Source organism: Brevibacillus dissolubilis (genome assembly GCF_006170445.1).
Taxonomy (GTDB): domain Bacteria; phylum Bacillota; class Bacilli; order Brevibacillales; family Brevibacillaceae; genus Brevibacillus_B; species Brevibacillus_B dissolubilis.
This window is the reverse complement of record NZ_VCNA01000001.1, coordinates 248123-261821: the sequence shown is the minus strand read 5'-3', so window position 1 is coordinate 261821 and position 13699 is coordinate 248123. Positions and strand designations below refer to the sequence as shown.

Here is a 13699-nt window from a genome sequence, read left to right as displayed (position 1 = left end):
AGATTCATTATCAGGAAGTTTCACATCGCAACGTCCTGATAATCATCGAGGCCGTCCTGATAAGTCTCGGGTACGTCCGGATAACTTCCGGTTACGTCCCGTAATATGCGGTTGCGTCCCATAAACGAAGAAATTTGGAGGACGTTGCGTATGGTTCTGCATGATTTGAATAATGAAAAGGTACAAGCCCGAAAAAATCCGGCTGAAGTGACTACATCCAGACGCTTTATTCAGGATCAGGTGATCAATCAGTCCATTAAACCAAAAACCTTGCAGCGCCGGATCTCGTGTCTGAAATCGCTCAGCCAGTTTTGTTTAAAAGAAAAATGGATCGACACTGACTTCATGGCCGGTATCCAGGCGCCCAAAGCGGACAAAAAAGTGCCGGTGTATATGAAGTTGTTGGAGTTACAGAAGTTGTTCCGTTATCTGGAAAGTGATCAATCCAAATACGCCGTCCGTAATCACCTGATTTTCAAGCTCTTGGCCACCACCGGAATGCGCCGGCAGGAGTGTATTGATCTGAATTGGGATCAAATCGATATCGAAGGGCAAACTGTACGTGTCATGGGAAAAGGGAAAAAAGAACATCTCATCCCTCTCCACCCCATGGTGATCCCGTTGATTTATCATTACTCAGGGAGAACCAGCGCAACAAAAAAGGGAGACGGTTTGATTTACCGTTCCCTCTTCGCACTGACACTGATACTTTTGTGACTGTACCGTTCATTATAGACATTGATCTATCAAGCTTTTTAGCAGCATATTCCTTGAGTAAGTTAGTTGTAGTCTACTTGACCTTAAAATTTCTGTCTAGGAAATTGTAGCCGATTCACGTACCCCTTTCAAAAATTCTGCGTCAGTAATATCGCCATCTTGCCACTCATCTATATATGTTCCATCATGAATACCGTATTGGTAAGTGTAAAACGCCCACGAAAAATCAATACCCCTTACTCTATGACCATCTTGGTCATGGTACCTCAACGGATTATTATGCGTATACGTATACCGATTCAAACTCAACGGATTATCCACTTGCCCTTTATACGTATCCTCAATGATAAAACTGGCTCTAGTAAAAGGTAAGGTCAAAAAGAAACCCCAGACGAGTTTTAGGCTCGAATGGGGATAGCATAGAAAGTCAAACTACTCTTGTTTGTAACTTAAATGTTCTATTACCTTCTGAAGTTTAGGAAGAACTAGTTCTTTGAATTTGCCACTTACCTTTTCTATTATCTCTAACTCAACTCCATTATCACTATCTACAGGTGATAGGACAAAAGAGTGTTTAGAAAAGTCGTCTTTCTGGTTCAATACTACACAAATAAAGTTTTGGTTAATTTTAATAGATTGTACAACCTCGCTTATATCTTTTGGTCGAAACCAGATAACTTTGGTTACCTTTCGAAAAGGTTCTCTAGGTAATAACCATTCCGTATTTTCTACTACTGTTCTTGAACTTATAAATTCTGTAGTTTCTTTATCATCTTCATAAACATCATCACTCTCTTCTAAAAAAGAGGATAATTTTTTTAAAATCTCAAGAGTTTGAGCATTTTCTTCAACATGATAATAACTAAATAAGAGGATATCCTCTCTGTCCAGAAAACACCCCAGTAGACGAGCCTGTTCTAATAAATCACTTTTCTCGAAACCCTCTAAATAATAAACTGTATTTCTCTTACCTTCCATGGTACCCCCTAATCATTAAACCATAAATGGTAGTTCTCATCAGTAGTTCCATCGTTTTTATAAGGTTGATAATGTGCTTGTAAAACCCTATTTCTATTATCTAACTGCCCAATATGAATTTCTCCTATAGCTGTTTTACCATTATAAACGTAAATCTTTCCAATATCAGTACCCTTCCCCATCTTAGGAGTATATTTGTGTTCACTCATCCACTCCCACATATCTTTATTCGCAGGATGCCATCTGGAGGTATTAGGTACATAATTACTAGCTTTGCCAGAGAAGTATTGTAAGTCAACATCAAATAGTAATTTTTTTGTTCCATTTGCTACTTTAGATGCACGTTTAGTTGGAGCATTTTCATAGGCAAATACTAATACACCAACACCATAAGGGTCATTTTCTATCCAGTTTGCAGTTTGACTCCAAGCAATTTCATTTACAACTGCATTTGGAATCATATTATCTGAACTTTGCATAATAGCGGCTTCAGAATATCCTTGTGCTCTTAGAGCCTTTCGATAGTCTTCTGCTTGTTTAGCATATGTGGCTCTCTGGCTATCAGTTTTAGCATTTGCATAACCCATTTTTTGCTCGTTAATCATCCAGTTCAACGTAATGTCTGTGCTCCAATGCCCTGTAGGGTCTATAAACCTCAACGGGTTATTATGCACATATGTGTATCGGTTTAAAGAAAGCGGATTATCCACTTGCCCCTTATACGTATCCTCCGTAATAAACCGTCCCACACTCGGATCATAATACCGTGCCCGTAGGTAGTAAAACCCGGTTTCTTTATCGTACATCTCACCGGTAAAGGTAAACGGATTGGACATATTCTCCGTCTGTGCCGTGATCGTCCCCCACACATCATAATCGTAGGTGTTGAGAGTCTGACCAGTGGCATCGACGATTTTGGTCACATCGCCGTGGCTGTTGTGAAGATAGAAGCCGCCTTTGTCTTTGCTGCCGTTGGAGTATGTCTCGCGGTAGATCAACTCACTGCCCCAGATATTGCGGGCTTTTACGGTATTGTTTTGATCCAGTTCTTCGATGACTCGGCCATTTAGATAAACGTATTTGGACGTTTGTCCATTGGCGGTTTTTACAGCACGCAGACCATCCGGATAATAATTGTATGAGCTGGACACACCATTTACATTGCTTGTTTTCAAACGGTTAAGCGCGTCATAGGTGTAGTCGGCGTTGCTCAACAGTGCTGGATTCGGGTCGATTAGCGTTTCACGGTTTCCGCGCCCGTCATAGGTGTACGTTCTCTCTCCAGTCGGCAAAGACTCTGTTTTGAGACGATCGACATTGTCATAAGTAAAACTGTGTGTGCTGCCGTTGCGGTTGATTGTGCTGATGTTACCGAACCCATCGAACGTTTGACTCTCTGTCCAGTTGGCTGTGCCGTTTTGCTTGTGTTGAAGATTGGTCGTCTCTCCAAATGAATTAAGACGAATTTCCTCGCTGTACATGTTGGGGTATGAGACTGTATGGGTTTCGCCTGTGGTATCTTTCGAATAACTATATGATACTGTCCCCATTAAACTGCTTGTAACCGTCGAAAGGCGCTCCAAGTTGTCATACGTGTAGCTGACAGTCGGACCGTTTGGATAGACTAAGGAGTCCATTAGGTCGTCCACGTCATTAAACTGCATCTGGTACGTACGGCCGAATGTGGTTAGACTCTTCATACGTTTGTACGGATCATAGGTGTACTCGACGGTGTTTCCATCTGTGTTCGTATGTTTTTTCAACTGACGCGTTAGTGGATCATATTCGTTCGTAGTGGTATACAACTTTGTTCCGCTGGCATCACTGACGGTCATCGATTGTTCTTCATAAAAAGGCGTATATGCGTAGCTATGCACATTCCCTTTTTTATCGGTGTAGCTGGACAAATCTCCGGTTACTGTATAGCTAAATCGCTCTACTGGTTGACTCGCTCCTGCCTGCTCAGTCAATTTCAATGACAACGCATTGTAGCTGGATTGACTGGTCAGCGTTCCGTCTTCATAAATGTTGACCAGATTGCCCAGAGGATCGTAATCATAGGTGTATTCATTTTGTTCAGGATCTTTTAGATAAACGGTTTTTTCTCGTAGATTAGATTTGTAGTACCAGTTGCGATACTGACCATCACGGTTGGCAACACGCTTGGAAGTTAGTTGTCCCATGTTGTCATAGAGGAAAGTAGTCCGCAGCTTCTGAGTTTGATCCCCTGTTTCGCTTTCAGCGATCTGGAGGTGGCCGTATCGATTGTAGAGTTTCAAATCTTTTATACCGTTGGTTCCGGTAACGAGTTCAGCTTTTTGTGGTAGATAGGAAGTGGATGTAGATGCCGTATTGGCATAATTATAATTTACGATTTCACCTAAACCGTTTCGCGTTGATTTGACAGCCCCGTTAGAATAATAAAAATAGAAGGTTTCGCGGCTTTCCAAACCATAGGGATGTGTAGAGAGAAGCAAACGCCCATCGAACCTGGTAGAATAGTTGTTTTTGACGAGTGGACGGGTTCCGCTGTTCGTTACTTCTTCACTGTACAGTACATCTCCCTGCGGAGTAAAGTAGGTAACGAGCTTAAGGCCGTCTGGGTCGGGTAGTTTATTGACAAGGGTCTCCACCGTTACTTTACGCTGCGAGTCGGCGTACGTATAGACTTTTTCTTTTCTGTTGGTTCCGTTTACAAATTCCTCACTCGTAACCCGGTTAAGTTCGTCATAGTCGTAGTCGACAAAACTTCCGTCTGGAAAGGTCTGATTGTCTAATAAGTCAAGCCCGTTTACATAATCAAATTTTGTAATCAAATCTTGTGTCGTTCCACCAAGTTTAACATTCTTTATGACTTTCGTGGTGGCATGACCATAATTGTCATAAGAGCTGAACTCCACCACGGATGTTGGTGAGGAAAGCCCTGGCTTACCGGATATACTTGTCTCCCGTATTTGAGATACTTCCAGATCGGAATTGTAGTCATACTCGCGCGTAATCGTATCAACCTGAGTGCCTGAATTTGTCGGGAACGTATAGGTTGTTGTTTCCTTATCAGCCAACATGTTGTCGTCAAAGAAGATCTCTGTCTCTGTTTCTAAAGACCCATCAGCCGATGTGGTGGTAATACGGTTCACTGGTCGGAAGACATTGTCTGCTTCCCACAGATCATAGTAACGATAGTCATAATCTGTTTTCACACCATACGGATCTGTGATGGTGTTAATATCGCCATAGTTGTTGTAGTCATAGGTCGTAATGTTGGCGTATTGGGAAAGTTTTGATTTTGTAGTGGTGTCCGTTTTCAATGTGCCGTCTTCATTCAGTTTCGGGTTCATCAAAAACTTATTTACAGCCGCATCAACCTGATTGGGAATGAAATGGAATTCATAAATCGGTTTCAAACTGCCGTGGACTTCGTGACCCTCTTCATTAAAGCTTGGTTCATATGCATACGAAACAGCTTCAATCGGTTGAAAGCTATACGTAGTCGAACCATCCGTTGCAGTAAGTGTAGGTTTTGCACTAAAAATTTCTGTTTGCTTGCGGCGCAGCAGATGATTACCAAACTCGTCCGTCTGATAAGTCGATTCTACGGAATAACCGTGGGAAGGATACTCAATCGTTGAAATGATATCACCGTGGCGGTCATCGGCATTCTTCAAACGATGAAAGGACCAGGTACGTGGTTTTTTCCATATCTCCCACGTATACTCAGACTCTAAGTCATACATAGAATATTCCTTAAAAAACTGAGGACCTTCTTCTTCTCCATAGGGGGTATAGATGAAATCCACGTAGCTGACAGGATGATAACTGATATAGGACAAAATATTGTCATCCTGATAGAGACGCACGACCCCCCGACTGCTCGGATTGGTCGGGTCAGAGTCATAGGTAGAATAATAGTATTTCATCTTTAATCCCGAGACAGGATAGTTGACGTCGGTCAACAATAAATAGTTCAGTGTTTTGCTTCGGTTTTCATAGTCCTCATCCAAATAATCGTCGGATTCAAAATCAAAATTGTCGTCATCTTCATCGAACACATAATTACTAATGAGATTAAACTCCGCATTTCTCGTGTCATAAGTATATTCAGCCACCAGAGAATCGGTCGTTCCATCTCCCTCTTCAACGGACAACAACTTGGAATAGCTGCTGTTATCCGGGTCACTGGAGTTGGAGTACTCTATGTTGTAATCCAGTTCCTTGATCTCATTTTCTTCGTTATTTTTATCCGTCTCATTTTTATACAGCTTGAGATTGGTAATGCCTCCACCACTGTCTCTCTCCATCACAACAAATCGGCCATAGGTATCCTCGATTTCGACGACGTTATCTTCTGTGTCATCTTTGTACATTCTGTACTTGATCGTGTCGCCATAGGCATTGGTTTTATGTACCGTCAGGGAATCGGAATCACTTGATTTGTAAAAGTCGTACTCCATTCCGTTCAACCGTAGCTCAAAACTTTTGCCAGATACATTCACGTCAAAATCGATACCTTCATAAGGGTGGTTGAGGAACGTGCCGTTCTCATAAATGAGTGTTGTTCCATCATCAAGAGTAATGGTATAACGATCTATTTCGTCTTCTTCGAGATAATATCGTACTTTATCACCATCAAAGAATTCGGCAACCTCGAAAGCGAACGTATCCGTATAGGTAAAAGTTGGAATGTTGAATGTCCATCCTCGGGCAAAAGGCAGAAACTCGTTAAAGAAGAGTTCGCTGTCTTTCTGATTATCCCAATCATCGGTATCGGCATCATATTCAACGGTAGGAATCCGCGTTTTACTGTCCAGCGAATTGTACTGGCGTTGAATGACGAGGTCCATCCCATGCTTCCCTTGCAAGGCTAAGTCCGTTTCAACGACGTTGGCCGAACGGTAGAAGTCATCGACCGGATTTTGTGTATTTGGTCGTTGATAGACGTGTTTCATTTGTTTTTCCGAGAATTTGATATCACCAGTTAACTCAGGTGATGCAATCGCATCCGCCGCAAATGTTCCGTCCTCCCACTGCTTGTTGATTTGCTCAACTGCCGGGGTATACTTGTCCAGCAGCGCTTTTTGCTCTTTTGACAGTTTTTTTAGTTCCTGCAAGATCGGCTTGTCATTTTTCTTGGCCAATGCTGTCTTTTCTTTTCTCGACAAAAAGTCTCGCAGATTCGGATAAAAATGAGCGGCAATCAGCAATGTTTCCCGATCAAATTCGTGATATAGCTTGACGACGGTTTCTGGTGTAAGCGTACCCCACTTCAATGCTAAAATCTCTTCATCCGTATAGATTGGGATTTCATTCGGATTGCCTTTTTCGTCGTCCTTCCAGTTGTCTTTCCCATCTTTTTTCCCTTTGTCATTAATCTCGGCAGTTTGTTTCTCTATCTCCTCTTTGATGACCCACTCGGCTGTACTGTGTACTTGATCCTTTGGGTTCGATACAGTTGGAATTTTTATGGGTGCTCGCCCATCATGTTCGGCTTCATCCGCCCCATATGCGATTCCTGACGTGAATCCGGGGAGGAGCAGCGAGAATGACAGCGCCAGTTTTAACGCCTTCCATCTTTTCATACTTTCCTTCTCCTTTATCTTTTCCAGTCTATGTGGAACATGATTTTACTTGATTACTGCAATTGGAAGTCTCACTAATTGGTCAGCATGTTTTACCCATACAATAAAATTGTCCTTTGGTTTAGCCTTATCAGAAATATGCAACAAACCATGATTGTCGATGGTTGCCAGTTTTTGCTTGCTGATTTTGTAAGTGGTTCCCCATTGAGAGTCCGTAATATCCACTTTGTTACCATCTCCAAGGATCGCATTGACGGTCAGTTGATGTGTGGAGCTTGCTTTTAGCTGTAATGATTTGTCTGGCAATTCGATCTTGGTGATGGTAGGAGTGTTCACTTTAAAGAGACCGAAACGATTTGTTGGGATCGCGACCACCCCGTTATGTGGCAGCAACAGCACCGGTTGTTTGTCAGAGGAACGTACATACTCCCATGCGTTTGTGTTTTCATCGAAATAGGTTGCTAACATAGGCTGGGAACTATTTTTCGCACTGACAGGAAGGGTAACAATGAACGGTGATTTGAGGGGTTTCTCTTGGGATTTCCCATCTAACAGCAATTTTACTTTGAGGGCTTTTTCATTCTCAGGTGAAGCAGTCACAGAAGATAACGGAATCATTTCCATCAAGAATGATACGTTCTGATTCTCCAGACTTTTGATGGCTCGGTTTGGAACGGATATTCCCACGCCTTGTTCATCGGTAATAGACAAGGAAAACCCTTTCTTTGAGAGTTGATTCACAGCGTCAGCATCCAGATTCATTCGTGTAAGACCGGTCGACTCTGTTTCTACCAAAATATTTTTGTCCATTTCGATCAGGTCGGCTTTTTCACCTAATTTTCTGGTAAACAAATTAATTTTGGCAGATATGCTCTTCGTAACTCCGGATAAGTCTTCGATTGTCCCGAAATTTTTGATTTTCATGGTTCCTTCTGTTTCAACGATGTGTTGGATCGCGTTACTCAACTCTGCTGAAAAATCTTCCGTCATAGCAGACTGATCCAATTTACTGACCACTTGATCCAAAAGATGAGAAACAACGGTTGTGGCCCGATCCACTTGATTAAGATTGTCATGGGATAGATGGTTGAACGCTTGTTGATTTGCCAGTGATAAAACAGATTGAGCACGATTCGCCACATCTGCTTCTGCTACGATCCCTTGATCCATCTTATCGGCCATCGCCTTCATAACCGTTTTGATTGTGTTATCAATCCACCCTAATCGTGTCAGCACATCATCAGTTTCTGTGGTAACGGCCTCGGTTAAACTCGTTAGTACCTCGTCCATAGCAGTATGAATAGTAGCTGAGCTGGTCGCTCCTGTAATGGTGATGAATGCTGCTTGGGTGACAGCTAACAATTTTCCCCCAGGTCGACTTGGTGGTGGTGGCGGATTGGTGCCGCCTGGTGGTTTACTTGGTGGGTTGCCGGGGTTGTTTCCCCCTGGTGGATTCCCAGTCGATGGTGTTGTCGGAAACGAAATCTCTCCCGAATCGATTGGTTCGTCTGGTTCCACTTCAATGACAGGAATCGGTAATGGCGGTTGAAAGACGATTTCATGCTTATCAGTACGGAAACTCGAATGGATCGGTGCGATGCCGTTGGAACTTGAATCGATAAAGCTGTTTTTATCCAAGTGGATTGTAAATCGTTGGTTACCCATCAGTTGTTTTTGGGGATTCAGTTGAATAAAATACCTGTTTTTCACCCAATTTGCTGTAAACTCCACAGGTTGACCTTGCTCATCTGTAAATCGAATGATCTCTTGCACCTTTGAATCCGTTAACTCTTCAGAGCTTTCTAACCTGATCGGTTCGGAGAAAGTGAGAGTTGGGGTAACATCTACGGAAACATTGGTTGTTCCATCGCTCGGATTTAAAGTAACTGTCGGAGGGGTAACATCCGGTGGCGGCGGAGTATAGCCAGAGTTCACGGTATGGATATGGTCATACCCCTTGAAATGATATTGATCCCAATCACCAAACATGGTGACAGTAGAAGGTTTCCATTTGTCTTCCGTTTGTGCGTTACCTGGGACAATCACATTAATAAGTGATTCCCGTTCATATTTGACCATCATTTCACGAATGCCATTTACATTTTCATCTCCAATGGGATTCAATACAAATCCATACTTCGGATCTTGGACATGTACGGTCTTGTCATTCGTTTGCACAGTGGCGAATTTAATCTTTTCTGGTTCAAAAGGTTCAGGCAGTTCTATGAAGTTGGTGGACATCCCGGTTCCATAGTCTAGTTGCAAGTTTTCCGGCTGAAAGGAAATGTTAGCTGGAATGTACACCTCAAATTTAGTCTCATAGACCGCTTTCAAACCAGCTTTATCTTTTACCTCGATCCGATATGTATGCCAACCAGGTTCGGTAAAACGGTAGGATTTCCCATTCGTAACGGGTCGATCGTTAATGGTGGCGGTAACAGAACCAACACCAGATATAGAGTCTTTCGTCTGAAAAAGGATGGGAAACTCTTGGTCCCAATAATACTCATCTTGTAAATAGACGTCTGAGATGATTGGCTTGGTTTTGTCGATAGAAAATGGCTGGCGAATTTCCGTAACATTCCCGGCATTATCCTTCGACTCAACGATGACGTAATGCTCACCTTCTGCCGTAAATCGTTCAGGCTCCTGATATGCGCGAAGTATTTCAGAATCGATGGCATAGTCTACTTTAGCTAATTTGGACGTAACATCCGTGGAACCAACAGATACTTCCACATCAGAGACATGCCAGCCATTTTCTCCCTGAACACCCGCTACCTGCACCTGGGCTTCTGGTTTTGTTTTATCAAGTTTAAAGCCCTTAGAAGCTTGTCCGATCACTTTATCTTTTTTATCTTTAACGATAAAAGCAGCTTCATGTCTCCCCTCTTCGCTATATGAATACGAGTCAGAGACTGGTATTTCCCCGCCATCGTCTATTTTGATTGAAAGTGTGGAGTTTGCAGGCAGTTGCGTTGAAGAAAACGCTATGTCTGAGATATACCACGATTTTTCTCCGCGCTCCCCAGTTAGTTTGATGGTGGCCATATTAGCATTGGAATTGGATGAGATTGCCCCAGACGTACTTGCTGGAATGACATAGGTACCGATTAAGGGTATTAACAGGGGTAATACTTTATATTTTTGCAGACTCATATAGTTCTACCCTCCCGCCTTCTACTGAAGGATCTCTCTCCTTAGTAAATTTCCGTTCTCATCATAGTGGAACTTTACGATGACAATACCATCTGCTTGTATTTCATCTAATTGGTTTTTGGAATTGTACTTGTATTCCAATAGTTTTCCTGTAGTTGGCATTGTCTTTACATGCAATTCATTCCGGTCACTTTTGGCCCACAAGCTATTGTCCGCGAATATGGAGACCGTGTATTCTGTTCCCGGCTTTACATTTGGTACGACAAAAGAAGTTTCCGTAGTAGAGCCTATCTCTTCGTTATTCACAAGGATGTGATAATTAATAATCTGATCTTCGAGGGGAGCGCCACTTACCGCATCCCATCTCAACTTAATGGCCGTTGCAGAGGGTTGGGCCTTCAAATTTTGTGGCATGGCCGGAGGTGTATTAACGGAAACATACCCGTAGCCATTAGTCCCCATCCATTCATTTCCGTTCCATACCAGTACGTAATACATACTTTCATGATTGGGCATCACTTCAAGGTCTTCGAAAGACTGATCTGGTCCGTAGTATAATTCCACCCAATCGTTGTTGATCCACTCGTAAAGTACATAATACTCTCCACCATATCCGGTAAAAGTTGTTTTCGTGCTGGTCGCATGAACGGTGAAATAGCTTTGTGCCCCGGTGTAATCTGGGTATGGTGTGTAGGCGACATATCCACCGTTAAAATTCCATGCTGAAGACTCCTCCCCATTCTGTCCCGCAACATGGTAAAAATAACTCTCAGCAGACTGGATATCGCTATCGATATATTTTGTGTCTGCTCCAGTGTAAATCGTTTCCCACTGCTGAGTGATATCTGACCATTTTTCCAATTGGTACTGTTCTGCGCCCGTACTCCAGCTCAACGTAACGCTGGAACCGTCCATGGAACTTACCCATAGACTTGGAGAATCGGGTGCATGTGAACCGATCGGAATGGCTGTGGGTCCATTTCCTTTTGGTGGCTTTAGCGGAGTTGGTCTCGTTTTGGGTAAATTCTTTTTTACCGGCGGTTTCATTTTTTTTGGGGGGACAGGTGGCTTTTTGGAAGCTTCTTTCGATTCCGGTTGAGCTAGTAGAGAATGAAGGGGAGTCTCAGAGGAGCTTCCGTAAACGGCTTTTGTTTCCTTACTCGAAGCAAATACAGAAGAAAATCCTTGAGCTTGGAAAACCAAACAACAAATAAGCAATAAAAATAGGTGCTTTTTAGACATTGCTGTACTCTTTCTCCTTTCTGATTAAAAAATTTGAATTTATTTACAAATTCAAAGGATATTATACATTTATTTACATAATCAAGCAATTACAAGGTGTTAATTTTGTGTAAAATCGACAGGAGTTTAGGCAGATGAGTGCATATTCGTGAGTTAGAATGGGTTGCCATTCTCGTGATAGCTTGGATCACCCCCCCGCCTTTTTACCAAAAAGAGCCCTCCATGTTATGCGGAGAGCTCTTTCGTATTTATAAAAACTTATTCTGTCATGCCTTGCGTACCGATCACTCTTGCAGCGTGTTGGCAGGAGCGATTCTATCGTCGTCAACACTGCCATAAGTATAAGACGACGCAGTGTTGCTATAAGAAGACTTATTACCCATGGCATCATACGCAGCAACTTGATACGAATAGAGCTGGTACATCACCAGATTAGTATCAGTGAACGTCGTGCTGGTGCCGGAGACAGTAGCTCTAAGTGAACCGTTACGGTAGATGCGGTATTCCTTCACTCCAACCGTATCTGTTGAAGCTGTCCAGTTGAGTACCATTGAAGACGAGGTAGGGCTTTTTGCAGTCAGGTTAGAAGGAGCCGTCGGTGCTGTCCGGTCATATAGAACATTGACAGTCATCGCATTGCCACTGACACTGTTAGCTGTTACTTTCACATACGTTTTAGCGCCTGAATATAGATTGCTGTTCGGTGTAGTTGTCGGTGACCATTGACTTACATTTCCGGAATAGTAGTAATGATCATAGCCGGAGGATATATCGCTATCCAATTGACTGTAGCCAAGAGCCGCTTGGTTAGATTCTTCCAAGTCTACTTTTCGGTGTGTGTCATCGGCGTTGTTTGTCATCGACTCGTCAATATGCCAGATCGCAATCCCTCCACTGCCTGTGACTGAGCGGGTAAGCCCAGCGTCATACCCATCAAATTGACGGTTTTCCAACAGGAAGTATTCGCTTGAAGCGGTGCCTGCATTGATTCTGATCGTGTTGTAGACACCTGGGAAGGCGTTGAGCGTGTATGTATAGTTGCCTTCGCTGGTGATGACGGTTGGGTTGACAAAGCCGAGAAGTTGTTTCGACCAAGCATCCAAATGTGCTGGAGTTTGTCCGGATACCCTCCCCCACGAGCCAGCAGCCATTAAGCTATGAATACCTACGCCAGCGCTGCTTTGATCGGTATCGTAGAGATCTGGAAGTGTCATGCTGTGTGCCAGTTCATGACACAGAACCCCCATCGTAGCCATGTGGGAGCCGTGAAGTTCGCCTTGTTGTACGTATTCCCCTCTGAGTGTTTTTCCGTCGCGGGTGGATGACGACGAATACCAGTGGTGAGCCCACACACTTGGAGAATAACTCGAACTGTAGGAGGCTTCATACCCTGCTGTTACGGTAACAATGTAGAGCTCATCTTTTTCTACGTCGCCGTCACCGTCTGTGTCGAAGCTGGAAAAATTGACGTAAGGGTCAGCAGCGGTGATAGCGTTGGTGACGATTGTTTTATTTGCTGTCGAGGTGTTACTGCCGGTATTTGGATGGTTGTAGTTGAGTTTGACTTTGATTACACCATCATTAGCTAGACCTGCTGTTTCATTGGCTGGTGCCAGTGTCAGACGTCCATTGCTGACTTCGTTAAAATAGTTGCGGACTGTACCTGTCGAGGTGCCGAAAAAACGGTCACTCCATACCGCTTCTGTATTCTGGATGGACACATCATTGAAATCAACCAGCAAAACCAGTACTTTTTTGGTGCCGCTCAGTGCATCCGCTGACAAGGTATCCCCTTGGACTCGCGCCACATCTGCATCCACTTTGACTTGGTCGATGTCTGCCATCTCTTTTTTCTTTTTCTCATGGGGCTTGAATTCTTTCACCCACTGCCTCTTTTCCTCTGTCGGCTGAGTTACTTTTATCAACCATAATTTTATTATGTAAACTTTTTTCTAAATCCTCTTCGATCTACGGCAACTCCTGACGCAATTGATTGATTTTGCGCCGATCCGCCGATCCCTACGCAG

6 protein-coding genes are annotated in these 13699 nt (G+C 43.3%); 1 reads left to right on the top strand and 5 read right to left on the bottom strand.

Annotation, left to right across the window (positions count from 1 at the left end; translation table 11 throughout):
* Positions 1-150 precede the first annotated feature (150 nt).
* Positions 151-717 (top strand): tyrosine-type recombinase/integrase, encoded by a 567-nt coding sequence (locus FGI41_RS00535; RefSeq protein ID WP_255298244.1) that lies wholly within the window; start codon positions 151-153, stop codon positions 715-717.
* A gap of 432 nt (positions 718-1149) precedes the next feature.
* Here the strand turns inward: FGI41_RS00535 and FGI41_RS00530 are convergent, their stop codons facing one another.
* From FGI41_RS00530 to FGI41_RS00510, 5 genes are all read right to left on the bottom strand, one after another.
* Positions 1150-1695, bottom strand: a complete 546-nt coding sequence (locus FGI41_RS00530) for a hypothetical protein (RefSeq protein ID WP_139487957.1) — start codon at positions 1693-1695, stop codon at positions 1150-1152.
* Between the two features lie 8 nt (positions 1696-1703).
* The gene (locus tag FGI41_RS00525) at positions 1704-7271 is read right to left on the bottom strand and encodes an RHS repeat domain-containing protein (RefSeq protein WP_139487956.1); all 5568 of its coding nucleotides are present in this window, start codon (positions 7269-7271) and stop codon (positions 1704-1706) included.
* A 45-nt stretch (positions 7272-7316) separates the two neighbouring features.
* Positions 7317-10430 (bottom strand): Ig-like domain-containing domain, encoded by a 3114-nt coding sequence (locus FGI41_RS00520; protein WP_139487955.1) that lies wholly within the window; start codon positions 10428-10430, stop codon positions 7317-7319.
* A 21-nt stretch (positions 10431-10451) separates the two neighbouring features.
* Positions 10452-11672, bottom strand: coding sequence for a fibronectin type III domain-containing protein (locus FGI41_RS00515; protein ID WP_139487954.1), 1221 nt, complete (start codon positions 11670-11672; stop codon positions 10452-10454).
* A 284-nt stretch (positions 11673-11956) separates the two neighbouring features.
* Positions 11957-13555 (bottom strand): M6 family metalloprotease domain-containing protein, encoded by a 1599-nt coding sequence (locus FGI41_RS00510; RefSeq protein WP_139487953.1) that lies wholly within the window; start codon positions 13553-13555, stop codon positions 11957-11959.
* Positions 13556-13699 lie beyond the last annotated feature (144 nt).

Coding starts and splice junctions, on each gene's coding strand:
- FGI41_RS00525 (WP_139487956.1), bottom strand. CDS start 7,271: ATGAAAAGATGGAAGGCGTTAAAACTGGCGCTGTCATTCTCGCTGCTC.
- FGI41_RS00520 (WP_139487955.1), bottom strand. CDS start 10,430: ATGAGTCTGCAAAAATATAAAGTATTACCCCTGTTAATACCCTTAATC.
- FGI41_RS00530 (WP_139487957.1), bottom strand. CDS start 1,695: ATGGAAGGTAAGAGAAATACAGTTTATTATTTAGAGGGTTTCGAGAAA.
- FGI41_RS00515 (WP_139487954.1), bottom strand. CDS start 11,672: ATGTCTAAAAAGCACCTATTTTTATTGCTTATTTGTTGTTTGGTTTTC.
- FGI41_RS00535 (WP_255298244.1), top strand. CDS start 151: ATGGTTCTGCATGATTTGAATAATGAAAAGGTACAAGCCCGAAAAAAT.